This is a genomic window from Tardiphaga robiniae, from assembly GCF_001618955.1.
GTDB lineage: Bacteria > Pseudomonadota > Alphaproteobacteria > Rhizobiales > Xanthobacteraceae > Tardiphaga > Tardiphaga robiniae_A.
The window spans coordinates 12,834-27,133 of the sequence record NZ_LVYV01000045.1 but is presented as its reverse complement, the minus strand read 5'-3'; the positions used below and the strand labels follow the sequence as shown (position 1 = coordinate 27,133).

13 protein-coding genes and 1 pseudogene are annotated in these 14,300 nt (G+C 58.1%); 8 read left to right on the top strand and 6 right to left on the bottom strand.

The annotated features are described in order from the left end of the window. Positions 1–39 precede the first annotated feature (39 nt). Together dinB and A4A58_RS22575 are read right to left on the bottom strand one after the other, a co-directional pair. Positions 40–1,149: a DNA polymerase IV gene (dinB, locus tag A4A58_RS22580; RefSeq protein ID WP_068736374.1), complete on the bottom strand. Its 1,110-nt coding sequence runs from the start codon at positions 1,147–1,149 to the stop codon at positions 40–42. Continuing rightward, entirely contained in the window at positions 1,128–1,397 is a 270-nt protein-coding gene (locus A4A58_RS22575) for a hypothetical protein (protein ID WP_139069908.1), read from the bottom strand. The genes dinB and A4A58_RS22575 overlap by 22 nt, the downstream gene beginning before the upstream one ends. A gap of 264 nt (positions 1,398–1,661) precedes the next feature. Between A4A58_RS22575 and A4A58_RS22570 the strand changes: the two genes are divergently transcribed. Then, positions 1,662–3,317 (top strand): acetolactate synthase large subunit, encoded by a 1,656-nt coding sequence (locus A4A58_RS22570; protein ID WP_068736875.1) that lies wholly within the window; start codon positions 1,662–1,664, stop codon positions 3,315–3,317. 309 nt (positions 3,318–3,626) lie between these two features. Here A4A58_RS22570 and A4A58_RS30435 read toward each other — a convergent pair whose 3' ends face one another. From A4A58_RS30435 to A4A58_RS22550, 4 genes are all read right to left on the bottom strand, one after another. Further along, positions 3,627–3,833, bottom strand: coding sequence for a hypothetical protein (locus A4A58_RS30435; RefSeq protein WP_139069907.1), 207 nt, complete (start codon positions 3,831–3,833; stop codon positions 3,627–3,629). Between the two features lie 299 nt (positions 3,834–4,132). Next, the gene (locus A4A58_RS22565; RefSeq protein ID WP_081422004.1) at positions 4,133–6,040 is read right to left on the bottom strand and encodes a hybrid sensor histidine kinase/response regulator; all 1,908 of its coding nucleotides are present in this window, start codon (positions 6,038–6,040) and stop codon (positions 4,133–4,135) included. A 553-nt stretch (positions 6,041–6,593) separates the two neighbouring features. Next, on the bottom strand, positions 6,594–6,971 hold the full coding sequence (locus A4A58_RS22555) for a hypothetical protein (protein WP_068736369.1): 378 nt from the start codon (positions 6,969–6,971) through the stop codon (positions 6,594–6,596). A 115-nt stretch (positions 6,972–7,086) separates the two neighbouring features. Continuing rightward, positions 7,087–7,830 carry a class I SAM-dependent DNA methyltransferase gene (locus tag A4A58_RS22550; RefSeq protein ID WP_068736367.1) on the bottom strand — a complete coding sequence of 248 codons (744 nt, stop codon included), beginning with the start codon at positions 7,828–7,830 and terminating at the stop codon, positions 7,087–7,089. Between the two features lie 299 nt (positions 7,831–8,129). On the opposite strand from A4A58_RS22550, the gene A4A58_RS29780 reads away from it, so the two are divergent. The 7 genes and pseudogenes from A4A58_RS29780 (at position 8,130) to A4A58_RS29775 (ending at position 14,043) form a co-directional block, all read left to right on the top strand. After that, the gene (locus tag A4A58_RS29780) at positions 8,130–8,354 is read left to right on the top strand and encodes a hypothetical protein (RefSeq protein WP_081422027.1); all 225 of its coding nucleotides are present in this window, start codon (positions 8,130–8,132) and stop codon (positions 8,352–8,354) included. A gap of 66 nt (positions 8,355–8,420) precedes the next feature. After that, a complete protein-coding gene (locus A4A58_RS30895; protein WP_158005726.1) occupies positions 8,421–8,579 on the top strand; it encodes a hypothetical protein in 159 nt (52 codons plus the stop codon). A gap of 397 nt (positions 8,580–8,976) precedes the next feature. Further along, positions 8,977–9,795, top strand: a complete 819-nt coding sequence (locus A4A58_RS22540) for a hypothetical protein (RefSeq protein WP_349509585.1) — start codon at positions 8,977–8,979, stop codon at positions 9,793–9,795. Positions 9,796–10,148: 353 nt separating this feature from the next. Continuing rightward, a complete protein-coding gene (locus tag A4A58_RS22535; protein WP_068736363.1) occupies positions 10,149–12,275 on the top strand; it encodes a catalase in 2,127 nt (708 codons plus the stop codon). Positions 12,276–12,674: 399 nt separating this feature from the next. Beyond that, positions 12,675–12,794 (top strand): annotated as a pseudogene (locus A4A58_RS31565) (DUF892 family protein); the annotation flags it as partial. Positions 12,795–13,178: 384 nt separating this feature from the next. Next, a complete protein-coding gene (locus A4A58_RS22525; protein ID WP_068736360.1) occupies positions 13,179–13,394 on the top strand; it encodes a hypothetical protein in 216 nt (71 codons plus the stop codon). A gap of 475 nt (positions 13,395–13,869) precedes the next feature. Beyond that, the gene (locus A4A58_RS29775) at positions 13,870–14,043 is read left to right on the top strand and encodes a DUF3606 domain-containing protein (protein WP_081422003.1); all 174 of its coding nucleotides are present in this window, start codon (positions 13,870–13,872) and stop codon (positions 14,041–14,043) included. The last annotated feature ends 257 nt before the right edge of the window (positions 14,044–14,300 follow it).

The window sequence follows — 14,300 nt, the reverse complement described above, 5'->3', positions numbered from 1 at the left end:
CGGTGAAGATGTAGGTCGCCTGTGCCATCGAACGGCAACTTACATCGGCAGATCGAGTTGCGGAGCTTCTTCGACGTCCGATTGAAGCGACGATAGTGAAATACCGAGCAGCCGCACCGCCTTCGGCAGCGGGATCGCATTTTCGAGCAAGCCGACGGCGATGTTTGCGAGGTCGTCGCGGCTCCCGACGATGAAGGCGACGGACCGGCTTCGCGATATGATCTCGAAGTCGGAGAACTTCACCTTGAGGGTCACCGTCCTTCCGCGATTGCCCGTGTTCTCGCAATGGCGCCACACCTTGTCGATGAGGGGCTGCAATTCGGCGACCATGGCATCGAAGTCCGCGAGGTCGTCGGAAAACGTGTTCTCGGCACCGACCGACTTCCGGATCCGGTTGGCGTGGACCGGCCGCTCGTCGATGCCGCGCGATATCCAGTAGTAATAGGTCCCGGCTTTGCCGAAGTGCGCTTCCAGGAACGTCAGCGTCTGGTTCCGGATGTCGAGGCCTGTCTGGATACCCAATGCATTGAATTTGGCAGCCGTCGCCGGTCCGATGCCGTGGAACTTGCCGACGGGCAGCGTCTCCACGAAGGCCGGGCCCATCTCCGGAGAGATGACATACTGACCGTTTGGCTTGCGATGGTCGGAGGCGAGCTTGGCCAGGAACTTGTTGTAGGAGATGCCGGCGGAGGCGTTAAGCCCGGTCTCGTCCTTGATTTTAGCGCGGATAGCCAGCGCAATGTCGCGCGCTAGTCGAATACCCTGAAGGTTTTCGGTGACGTCCAGATAAGCCTCGTCCAAGGATAGCGGTTCGACGATGGGTGTATGCTCGGCGAAGATCTCACGGATCTGCTGGCTGATAGTCTTGTAGACCTCGAAGCGCGGTTTCACGAAGATTAGATCTGGACACTGACGTTTGGCTGTAACGGACGGCATCGCCGAGCGGACGCCAAATTTGCGGGCTTCGTAGCTCGCTGCTGCCACGACGCCGCGCTCCCGAGAGCCGCCGACGGCGACAGGTTGGCCGCGAAGCTCTGGATTATCCCGCTGTTCGACTGACGCGTAGAAGGCATCCATGTCGATATGGATGATCTTACGCTGTCGGGTTTCTGGCGCGACGTCGTCCGTCACCTCGCCATCGGTTTCCATTTGCTGTCTCTGATCGCCAGCATCGCCTTCGCAACCGGGGTCGATGCGCGATCGGCCGGTCCATCGGCCGCCGCCTCGATGGCGCGCCAGTCGATCAGAACGGTGTCGTCTGGAGCAACCTCATAGAGGCCGACGCCCACTGGAGTGCCTGAGATGCGTTCGGTTCGGACGGGGCGCTGCGTGATGTCTTGCGCCAGCGCGGCAGCGGGCAGCATGATGGCAAGTACGCCGATCCACATTATGCGCATCTGTTGCATCCTTCTTCAGGCCTTGGACTACGATCTTACAGGCCAAGCAGATCGGAGCGTCAACAGCCGAGGATATGGCTTCTCGAACTCGGGTCAGCAACCATCGTCCTGTCGGCTGCCGGTCGGTTCCAGGCAGGTGCTATCGAGGAGGCGCGTATCCTAGCAATCTGCGAAGGCGCGCCTCAGGCGCCAAGTCCACCAAACGTTTCATTAAATGGACCTGTTTGTCCAATACCGGTACTGCGCGAACGGAGGAGCTTGATGATGAACAACGAGGACCGGGAAATGAAAGGCTCCGATTTGCTAGTGGCGGCTCTCGAAAACGAGGGCGTCGACCGCATCTTTGGCGTCCCCGGCGAGGAGAACCTCGACGTCGTCGAGAGCTTGCGCAAGTCTTCTATCGAACTGGTTGTCACTCGTCACGAGCAGCCCGCCGCCTTCATGGCTGCGACCCACGGGCGCCTCACAGGGAGGCCAGGTGTCGCGCTCAGCACTTTGGGGCCCGGAGCCCTGAATCTCTCTACAGGGGCTGCCTATGGGCTGCTGGGAGGCATGCCGATGGTCCTGATCACTGGCCAGAAGGCGATCCACGCCAGCCGGCAGGCGCACTTCCAGATCGTTGATGTCGTCGCGAGCATGAAGCCACTCACGAAACTGTCGCAGCAGATCGTAGGTGCGTCTTCCATCGCGACCGTCGTCCGGAACGCTTTCCGGATTGCGATGGAGGAGCGTCCCGGACCCGTGCACCTGGAGCTTCCGGAAGATGTCGCAGCGGAGAAGGTTTCCGGCGTTTCGGTCGTCCCGGTTCACCTGACCGATCTCCCGGCGCCCTCGATGGACGCCGTCCGGAAGGCCGCCGAGCTCATCCTCTCGGCGAAATGCCCGTTGCTCATGTTCGGTGCCGGTGCAAGCAGGCCCAGGCTCGCGCCCGCGCTCTCCGAATTCGTCCGCCGGGTGAAGATCCCATTCTTCAACACGCAGATGGGGAAGGGGGCCGTCGGCGGGGCGTCCGACTACTATGTCGGCACCGCGGCGCTGAGCGAACGCGACTACGTGCATCGCGCAATCGACTGCGCCGACCTGATCATCACCATCGGCCACGACACCATCGAAAAGCCGCCATTCATCATGGGGCGTGGTCGCCATCAGGTGCTTCACATCGGCTTTACGCCAGCGACGGTCGAGGAGGTTTACTACCCGCAAGCTGAACTTATCGGCGACATCGCGAAAGGTCTCGACATGTTGGCGACCGAGCTCGAAGGGAAGCTCCAGCAGACCACGCAGTGGGACGGCGTGCGCGCGGACATCCTGCGCCACATCGGCGACCGTGCCAGCGAAGACCGCTTTCCGCTGACGCCGCAGCGGATCGTCCACGACGTCCGCCAGGTCATGCCGGCGGACGGCATCGTCGCGTTGGACAACGGGATGTACAAGATATGGTTCGCGCGCAACTACCGCACGGACGTCGCCAACACGTTGCTGCTCGACAACGCGCTTGCGACGATGGGAGCGGGGCTTCCGTCGGGCATGATGGCGGCGCTGCTGAATCCGAAGCGCCGTGTGCTCGTTGTCGCCGGCGACGGCGGTTTTATGATGAATTCGCAGGAACTGGAGACCGCCCAGCGTCTGAAGCTCGATCTCGTCGTGCTCGTAATCGAGGATCACGCCTACGGGATGATCAGATGGAAGCAGGCCGTCGACGGTTTCGCCGATGCGGGGATGACTTTCGGCAATCCGGATTTCGTCGCCTACGCGCAGTCCTACGGTGCCCAGGGTCATCGCGTGACCGAGGCGGGCGGTCTGGCGCCGACACTGGAGAAGGCCTTCGCGGCCGGTGGCCTCCACCTCGTGGTGGTGCCGGTGGACTACAGCGAGAATGTTCGTGTTTTGGTGGACGAACTAGCCGACATGCAGCAATAGGCGCGAAAAAACCATTATTGGAAGCATTTGCAATACCAACGGACCTCTTCGTCGGTCTCTCCATGTTGCGAAATCGAGAGTCCAATATACCGAAAGTTGTTCTTGTTCCCGGAGGTGTGCTTGGGAGAACCAATCTGCATGGCGATCGTCAGTCGCGCCGAGGGCGGCCGTGTCCATGTTTTGATTCCGTCGTCGCGGAGGCGCGTATGACAACTGCAGGCGTATCTATTTCGGGCCATTGGATTTCGTGTATGCGGCGCAGCTCGCCGCTGATACGTGAATAAAACCCGCAGTGCCGAAGTGAAGGACCTAGTGCGACCCTTGAATACAAGAAGGTTCAGTAGCATCTGGTGGAGCCGACTGGTTGCAGTCAACGTGATGGTCGATAATCAAATCAAGCGCCCGGTGCTTCCACATTTCGGCTTCTGCTAGAAATTTCCAGCTTTCCTCGGGAAAGAACGAGGCGCGCTGTCGACAAATGCTCTCCATTGCTCTTGCGTGTAGAAGCTCTTTCATCGCTTCCTCCCGACTGCATAATGGATCTCATTCTGCGCTCTATAAATCAGACGTAAAGAGCCGCGGAGAAATAAATCGCCCAAAATACCGTAGTGTTCCTCCTCGGGAGGACTTTGTCCGTTCCGGCTATGCGATCAACTGAACATCGTTCCGAGCCGAGCTCGGCGCGGTGGTCGCTCTGTGGCACAACATATTTTCGGTTGTGAGAGGCAATCACCTTTAGAAACTGGTTCAGCACGGAAAGCGGTGCAGAGCCGGCCCGACCGGGCGCGCTTCACAAGGATGATCAGAGGATGCTGTCAAGCGACACTGTTGCGAGCTGTCTCCAATGCATTGCTGAGTTCGTGAAGCTCGTAGGGTTTGCGCAATAGCAGAAACTCCGAACCCGATTTCCGTGAGGCGTCACTATAGCCTGTCGCAAGAACCACCGGCATGTGCGGATGACTGCGTTTGAGATTGCGAGCGAGGCCGAGACCATCCATTTTTCCCGGCATCACAATATCACTGAATACAACGTCGATGCCGTCGCGCTCAATTTCGCGCATTGCGGACTCTGCGTCCGTTACCCATCTCACGCGATATCCCAGCTCTTCCAAAAGAACGGTGCTGGAGGTTGCAACATCGGGATTGTCTTCGACGAGAAGAACGGTACCGGCGCCTTCGGCCAGAACCTCTGCCTCATGCGTCCCAGCATGGCCCTCTCCGCGCGGGAGCCGAATGACGATTTCCGTGCCTGCGCCGAGCTTGCTTTTGACCTCGACCCTGCCGCCGGCCTGGTTGACAAAGCCATGGACCTGCGAGAGCCCTAATCCCGTTCCCTTGCCGACAGGTTTGGTCGTGAAGAACGGGTCGAACACCTTCGCAATGACATCCTCAGGAATGCCAGCGCCGGTATCGATCACTTTGATATTCACATGCTCGCCTTTATCATCATCGTCCGCGACACGATGATTTTCTGCTGTGATCGTCAACGTGCCCCCGTCGGGCATGGCATCACGAGAGTTGATGCCGAGATTGATGATTGCGGTCTCGAGTTCGGTTGGATCCGCGAAGACCGGCCAGATTCCGGCCGGTACGGAGATTTCGAGCTTTATCGCGCTGCCTAGGACCGTGGCCAAGACTTCGCGCACAGCCTGCACCGTCTCTCCAACGTCAAGCAGCACCGGGTTGACTTGTTGGCGCCGCGCAAAAGTCAGGAGCTGGCGCGTTAGCGCAGCCCCGCGACGAACACTTGCCTCAATCGCGTCTGCTGCCTTGACCACGCGAGGGTCAATGGCGTGGCGCTTGATGAGCCGAGTGTTACCTGTAACCGCCATAAGCAGGTTATTAAAGTCATGCGCCACTCCGCCGGTCAGCTGACCGAGCGCATCCATCTTCTGTGATTCAGCCAGCTGCTTTTGTATTCGTTCAAGCTGCTGCGCTGCATTACGTCGTTCCGTGATATCGCGCGTTATCTTGGCAAAGCCGATCAGCTCACCTGCGTCATTGCGGACGGGATCAATGACCACACTCGCCCAGAAAAACGTGCCGTCTTTGCGGACGCGTAGGCCTTCCTCCTCATAACGGCCCTTCTTGCGGGCAGTCTCAAGAGCATGCGCCGGCTTTCCCGCTTCACGATCACTAGGGGTGTAAAAGCGCGAAAAGTGCTGGCCAATAATTTCTTCCGGAAGATAGCCTTTGATTCGCTGGCCACCCAAGTTCCAGCTGGTGACCCGACCTTCCGGATCAAGCATGTACAGAGCATAGTCCGTGACATTTCCCACCAGCAGGCGAAAATGATTTTCGCTCTCGTCTAATGCGAAGCGTGCCTGCATTCGCTCGGTGATGTCCCGCGTGATTTTCGCGAAGCCGATAAGCACACCATCTTCATAAATGGCATCAATGACGACGGAAGCAAAAAATCGCGAACCGTCTTTGCGCATCCGCCAGCCTTCGGCTTCGAAGCGCTGATCCCGGCGAGCGATCTCTAGCGCAGCGGCGGGAAGTCCTGCTTCCCGGTCTTCCGGGGGGTAGAACACCGAAAAGTGCTGGCCCACGATTTCATCTGCGGAATATCCTTTTATCTTCTCGGCGCCTGCATTCCAATTTGCTACAATGCCGTTCAGGTCCAGCAGATAGATCGCATAATCTGTGACGCCTTGAACGAGGAGCCGAAAGGCACGCTCGCTTTCGAAAAGGCCGCGTTCAGCGTTGTTTGTCTCTGCCATCGTTCACTTCCCGCGAAACTACTAGCGCGCATCCGATTTGGCGGTACCCACAAGGCTGCACCGCTGTCGCAGTCCGATTCCGGTAGCGCGCGTCTACTGAGCTGGTGGAATCCTCTGTCTAAATCATACGGATAACCTTCTCGGCGTCCGTATAAGCCTCTTCTTCTGATGGGAAATCCGCGGACGTGACAACGCTTTTCAATGTAATGCCATTCATAGTCAGGACGGCCCCATCTTTGCGGGAAATAGCTGCGCGCCAGAATCCCGGGCGCCGCTGATAAGGGAGAATGGAGAACTGAGCTTTATTTGCCATTGCAGTGTTCGGCACCTCAAAGGCGGCTGTGTCAAGGCCGGCAAATTTGGAGAAGTCCCGCGCGCCCCGTAGCTGGGCTTTCTAGTTGGACTGGGTGGCCAGGATGGCGGTCATCCCGCGCGCATGTCGGAGCTCTTTATTCAGAGCTTTCCGGTTGCGGCCTGATAGGGGCGTGGGGTGATATTTCGGAGCCATATGGGCATCCAAGCGTGACAGTCAAAAATGAAAAATCAAAAAGCGCTATGTCGTCTCAAATGACGGCCAGCAACCATCTTCCTCAAGGCGTCCTGTGTGTTCTTGGCAGCCGTTGTCGAGCAGCTTCATGCCCACGTCTTTCCAGACGGCATATTGGCCATAGAGGCGCACAGCATCCACTGTCTTGATTTCCACAATGCGGTCACAGCGGCGACAGGTCACTCTCAGGACGTGCCGAGGAATTTCGGACAAGCGTCGCTGTTGGATGGGAACACCGGTGCGGATCTGGCCGCGAGGATCCCGAATGATGGAATCCCAATACGCCTCCGGCAGATCGTCTGCAGGGCCGGGCGCCGGAACAGGTGGCTCCGGTGGGCGGCTTGGCTTGGAAGCCATCTTTTCCATCTGTTCGGGCGTCGGCATGCGCCAGCTCGCGGGTCTGTCACTCATATCCTTGATTAGAACATATCAAGAACAAAAGTCGAATCCGTTTGGGCCGGGAACTTGTGATAGGACGGAATTTAGATGCGCGTTCGGCCTACGCCTTTCGCGACACAATGAGAAAATGCTCCGCGAGAAAACCCGGGACCTTGAGGCTCCGGCATATCTTTTCGAATGGTCCGACCAGCACTTCACAGAGGCGCGGAAGGAAGCTGCCCGGTCGCGGGAGATAGCCGTAATACGTGCTCTCAATTACCTCAAATCCCTCAGCCGACAGCACTCTCGAAAATTGGTCCAAGGTCAGGGTGTTGCGAGGCCTCCTTGGATATGCCCAGTTCAGGATACGACTGACCATCCCGATTGGCGACGTCGCATTCAATTGGATGTTGCACACCAGCACGCCATCCTTGCGGAGGTACCGGTAGATCGCCCGCAAGGCATCGCGCCTAAGCGCATCCTCTGCATTCAGGAAAAATCGAAACGCGGTGGCGACGTCAAATATCTGTTGGCCAGGGTCATTCGTGATGTCGATGCAGCGTAACGTGACATTATCGGGTACTGACGCTGCCAGGAGCATAGCTTCCGACACGTCGACTCCGACAACCGAGCCGAAGAACGAGGCTGAGACCTTAGTAATGCGGCCGGTTCCGCACGCGAAATCGAGACTTGTTCGCTCTGGCCCTCCGAGTGGGCGCAGAATGCTTTCGAGCAAGGGCTGCTCGACGTTCCGCCATAGTGCCGCGCAATAGCCCACCTCGAAGGTCTTGGCATAGTCGGCAACGATATCCGCCGACTGGTGGCTGGCGCGATAGCTCTCGCTGGACGTGTCTCCGTTGAGCATAAGGATGCGTCCTGTGAGCCGAACGGCCGGACGCTAAGCACGATGCGTGGGCGAGGTCTTCATCTGTTTGAATGAGAACGGAATGGGCCGCGAAAATTGAGTCATGGCCGGTTTCGGTACTGGCCGGTCTCCGGCCGCAGCGGCTAGTTTGATTTCGGTAGTAGCCTAGTTTGATTTAGAGAGAGGAACCTTACGTAGCCTGGCCGGTTCAATAGACATCATCGCCCTGTATGTAGCTTTTATCGGTGATGAGAACGCCGATTGCGCTCCCGCCTTCCCCTGATGGAAAGGAGCGCGCCATGATCAATAGGCGACGTTTTAAACTATCAGAATCTTTGAAACAGCGGTTGCTTGAAGAAGCGCAAAATCTGCGCCACGAAGCAAAGATGTTGGCATATGGACCCATTCGGGATGAGGTCCTGAAAAAGGCTCGGCAAACCGAGATCGCCGCCCATATGGAGGACTGGCTTAGCTCGCCGGGCCTTCGACCGCCGAGAAAATACGATACACCCGGCCCAGACTAAGAGAAACCCTTGTGTCCATTGAAACATTCTTCGCGCTTCCGAGTCATAAATCTCGGGGAGCGAATAATGGACAATCGGCGAAACAACGTCAGAGAGCTGCGGGATAAAGTGGCGAAGTATCGAGCGCTCGCGCGTATGGTGACCGACACCGAAACGCAACGCCACATACTGCAACTGACCGACGAACTAGAACAGCAAGCTCGCGACATCGAACGCGGGAAATAAGGTCGCCTCAGTGGGCGGCTCTTCCATTTTGTCGACCTTCATCTATCGGGCCGACCGATAGCCTCGAGTCCCATGCGCGGTTCGTTAGGATCTTCGTAGTGGATCGTGCTTCTCTCGTCCGAGAGGATGGCGTCGGCTTACACATCTCGACAGGCATAGCGCGCTGCACATTTCCCACGCGCGGACCGTGCTCTTCAACAAAGTCTATCCTGGGTTCATCGAGTAGTTTGGGCTGCCACGACTCTGTCTAGCGACACCTTTGTAGAAGGCGTCCGAGTGGGGACACCCATTTGCTAAGTCCGGGCGGAACTATGCGTTCGGCTGCACATTGTGTGGGCATCGGTATCTATTCCGGAGCCGCTCCAATGGGAATTTCACAATGATTGATACTGTTGTCGTGCAGCCGGCTGCCCCTGGCCTAGACGAGCCTTCAGTTGCTGGTGTCTCGTGGGCTGCAGTCGCGGCTGGTGCCGTCGTCTCGCTCGCGTTGACACTCGTTCTTATCGCTTTCGGAACAGGGCTTGGCTTGTCTGTCGTGTCGCCCTGGTCCTCCGGTGTATCGGCTACGACATTCAAAATCACTACGGGAATTTATCTGATCGTCATCGCGATGATCTCTTCGTCGATCGGCGGATATCTCGCTGGTCGTCTGCGGTCGCGCTGGATTGGCGTTCATTCGGATGAAGTCTATTTCCGCGACACCGCGCATGGGTTTCTGGCATGGGCATTTGCAACGGTGCTCGGTGCAGTACTCCTGGCTTCGCCAGCGACGACCGTTTTAAGCGGCGTGACGTTAGGAGCCTCTGCCGGTGCGACCGCGTCTGCGGCGCAGGCGGGACCGGCCGAAGGCTACATCGACGCACTATTGCGTCCATCGACACCCTCCGGCGATGGCAACAGTGCTGACGCGCGCGGTGAACTGTCCCGCATAATGGCCTCTAGCCTCCGAGCCGGTGAGCTGAAGCCTGCCGATCGCGCTTACGTCAATAAAGTCGTGGCCGCTCGCACCGGTTTGAGCGAACCCGACGCGGACAAGCGCGTTACCGAAGTCATCAATGACGCCAAGGCCTCAGCCGATACTGCTCGCAAGGCTGCGATTCAGCTCGCCTTTTGGCTCACGGCTTCACTACTGATCGGCGCTTTCTCTGCGAGCTTGGCGGCGACCGAGGGTGGTGGGCTTCGAGACGGAACTTGGAAAACGCGTCGCAAGCGATAAGGAGAGAATAATGCCTATTCTGCTATGGCTACTTGGAATTCCGATCCCGCTGATCATCCTGATTCTGTTACTCAGGTGATATGAACGAAACGCCGCCGGGGGACCGGCGGCGTTTTTTAAGTCTCCTGTGTCGATCAGTTAGTTGCTGTGCGCTCGCGACCGCGACGAGACCGGTGGATCGCTATTCGGCCGTCGATGCGGACCTCTTTGCAGCCGAGAAGCAAGGTGCATTGCGCCTTTGGGTATGCGGAGGATTCGACCGCAGAATCGATGGTCGCCCCCGGAACGGATGACTGCCGGTTCAGTTGGAACGCCGCAGTTTTGAATCCTTCGAGAGAGAGAGCGGGACCCACATGGCCAAATCGACTAAGCGATCGGACGCCAGCGCCAGCATCCATGACCAGAAGCTCGTTCGTCGAGAGGGCGGCGAACTCCACCAAATCGCTGGCCCAGGTGATGAGACCTTAACGACGGCGCAGGGCGGTCCGGTCCTCGACGACCAGAACTCACTCAAAGCGGGAGCCCGCGGGCCGACATTGCTCGAGGATTTCCACTTCCGCGAGAAGATCTTTCATTTCGACCACGAACGCATTCCAGAGCGGGTCGTCCATGCGCGCGGCTATGCGGCGCACGGCTTCTTTGAGAATTACAAGTCTCAGGCGAAATACACCCGCGCCGATCTCTTCCAGCGCGCCGGCGAGCGCACGCCAGCGTTTGTCCGGTTCTCCACGGTGGCGGGTAGCAAGGGGTCATTCGACCTGGCGCGCGACGTCCGCGGCTTCGCCGTGAAGCTTTACACCCAAGAAGGCAACTGGGACATCGTCGGCAACAACATCCCCGTGTTCTTCATCCAGGACGCAATCAAGTTTCCGGATCTCATCCACGCCGTGAAGGAAGAACCGGACAGCGCATTTCCGCAAGCACAGTCAGCGCACGATAATTTCTGGGACTTCATCTCGCTGACGCCGGAAAGCATGCACATGATCATGTGGGTGATGTCCGACCGCGCCTTGCCGCGCTCCTTCCGTTTCATGGAAGGCTTCGGCGTCCACACTTTCCGGCTCGTCAACGCCAAGGACGAGTCGACCTTCATCAAATTCCACTGGAAACCGAAGCTGGGTCTGCAATCCGTGCTGTGGAACGAGGCCGTTAAGATCAATGGCGCCGATCCAGACTTCCACCGGCGCGATCTCTGGACGGCGATCCAGTCTGGCAACTATCCGGAGTGGGAGCTTCAGGTTCAATTGTTCAATCAGGACTTCGCCGACAAGTTCGACTTCGACGTCCTCGATCCGACCAAGATCATTCCGGAAGAGCTGCTTCCGCCCATCCCGATCGGACGTCTCGTCCTCGACCGCATGCCCGACAACTTCTTTGCGGAGACCGAACAGGTCGCATTCATGACGCAGAACGTACCGCCGGGCATCGACTTCTCGAACGACCCGCTGCTGCAGGGCCGGAACTTCTCGTACCTCGATACTCAGCTCAAGCGGCTTGGGGGCCCGAACTTCACGCACCTTCCGATCAACGCCCCGAAGTGCCCCTTCGCCCATTTTCAGCAGGACGGCCACATGGCCATGCGCAATCCGGTTGGCCGAGCGAACTATCAGCCGAACTCATTCGGGCTTGGTCCACGGGAGTCGGTTGCCAAGGGCTTCCGGAGCTTCGCCGACATCGAAGACGGGGCCAAGCGCAGGCTTCGGCCCGAGAGTTTCGCAGACCACTACAGCCAGGCCCGGCAGTTCTTCATCAGCCAGACCGAGGGCGAACAGCAGCATATCGCTGCGGCGCTCACCTTCGAACTGAGCAAGGTGAAGACCCCGGTGATCCGCGAGCGCATGGTGTCCCATCTGTTGAACATAGACGAGGTTCTCGCCGGCAAGGTCGGCGAGATGCTCGGTCTGAGGAAGATGCCCAAACCCGCCGATGCGGCGGTGGCTACGCGACACGATCTGGAGGCCTCTCCTGCCCTCAGCATCGTCACGAACGGTCCGCAACACTTTGAAGGGCGGAAACTGGGGATCCTTGTGACGGACGGTGTCGACGCCAAGCTACTGAACGCTTTGAAGGCGGCAGTCATCAAAGCAGGTGGGAGCTGCGCGATAGTTGCACCGAAGGTGACCGGTGCAGAAGCCGACGACGGGACGCTCATTGAGGTCGACGAGATGATCGATGGCGGTCCTTCGGTCCTGTTCGATGCTGTTGCCCTTCTCCCCGGCGAGAGCGGCATCAGTGATCTGCTGGCTCAATCGACAGCGCGCGATTTCGTGGCCGATGCATTCGCGCACTGCAAGTTCATCGCTTACGTCGAAGCGGCAAGGCCATTGTTCGCGAAGGCCGGCATCGAGGACTCGTTGGACGAGGGCGTCGTCGCTTTGACGGCGAAGAAGGACATAGCAGGTTTTGTCGCAATGCTAGCCGACCTTCGGCTCTGGACCCGCGAGCCCAAGGTGAAAAAAAGCGCCGCCACAAAACGGTAACTCTTATGTGACGGCATGGAATGGTCTGTTTCGAGCGCAGGGGCCTGCTTTGAATTTCACCAGCAATGGGATGGTCTACGCTGATCGAAAACGTAGGGAGGAATGAAGGCAATATCAGTTGCCGCAATGCTCTTCGTGCTTCCGTTCCAATTCATGAGTGAGGAAAGAAAAAAGGCGGCGACGCATTGCTGACGTCCATGGTCACATGCATCGTGGAATGCACCACGGCCACCGCTGAGCGCGTTGCTCTTCAAATCAAAAGGCTCCCCTCAGGGGGGCCCTTTTCTCGTTTGCCCCGACAGGGCGCGGGTGAACCTTAGCGCTGGGTGAATGCGGTCATCGCGTCTTGGAAAGAAATCGCGCGTTGCAGGCCCCGGTGAGCTGGGGCGGCTTATTCATGGGATGCCAGATGCTGTCTCGCTTCTCGATGCAACGCTGAAAGAAGAGAAGGCCATTGACGTTGCGTTGACCGCGCTGGCCAAATCTGTTGTTAACGTCGAAGCAGAGCATGATTTCTGAGGCTATATGTCCGGCTCCTCACTGGAGCCGGATCTCATAAGTCCTTTGTCCGTCGAAGAAACCTTTCGCGCAACAGTCGCTTATGTTTTCGCTGAAATGGAGAGCGAAAATGCGCCAAGGTACGTCGTTTCGGTTGATGGCATCCGATGCAGCGAGACAGGCAAAAGAAGCCACGGACCAAGCTGAAGCTCTCCGGCTTTTACAGATGGCACACTACTGGATCTCAGCTGCAGACAACGAGGACTGGCTGAATGCGAACTCGATCCATCATCCGGTAAGATCCCCCCTGGATACGACCGAGAACTGAGAAACTTCGGAACGATCGGAAGTAACGGGGCTTGACTCCAGACAACTGTCGCACATGGCGACGGTGAACGGGTAGCTATGACCATCAGAAAGCTCGCCATGAACATCCCAGCCGTCGACCGCGCCATCAATATTTATGGCGCCCTCTCAGGACATTCGGAAGCACCGGGCGTCCGCGCCCAGCTTTCCCAGCATCTTGACCAGCTGCACGGTGAAGGGGAGACCGATCATCACCGCCTTACGGTGCATGGCCTCTCGTTCCTTCGGCAGAACGACCTTCAGCGCAACAGCTAGCCGCGCTGCATAGCTCGCTGCTTCTGCAATGATTTACGGAGCGTCGCTTTCGCAGAGTGAGCACGCTCCTTGTCGCTCGCCGATTTCTTGATCGGACGAAATGGGCCGGTCTTGGAATTTCCGGCCATCGGCATTGCCGGCATCATCTGCGAGCAGGATTCCGACTGGGAAGGTTGGAGGCCCATAGGAGCCGATGTCCGTGTGCGCTTGGGCATACGTCTCAACCCGCCACTCAACCCAAAGTTCATTCGCCGTGGCCAACGTGTTGCCATGGGACTCACGTAAGCGCCGATTCGCGCGCATGCGCGTGCAGATCAAGCGGCGGCAAAAAGACACCTCGTGCCTTTAGAAGGCCGGCATCAATACCGCAACGAGCTCGACTTCCCGGCCTATTGCTGCCATCCGCCATACTGACCACGCTGGAACAAGAGGGTCAGAAATTCGTTCCTTTAGGCATCAAGCACTGGAGGACGCCATGGACGATCTGACGAATAAAGGTCAGCCCGATCGCAGCAAGATCAACATGCACGAGGCGCACGAGGTCAAGTACTGGACCAAGGAGCTCGGCGTGGACAAAGACAAGCTGCAGAAGACGGTCGACAAGGTCGGCAACTCAGCCGCCGCAGTTCGCAAGGAGCTGGCAGCCTGAGCCAGTCAGCGGAATCCCTGCACGAGCAATCCGTAAAGATCGCGCTGGATTACCTCGCGGGGGTTGGGCGCTTGCCCTATCCGCAAGAAGCGTTTGAATTTATCGGGAAGTATGTCGCGTGCCAGATCGGGCAGGGGGTCGTCAGTCCTCTGCTGCTGTCGAACCAGGCGATTGCAGCCTACGAGCGCCATAGGGAAAAGACGCCGCTTCGATTGGTGGAGTATGAGTGATGATGCCGCTAATCCGGCCTTGGTCGG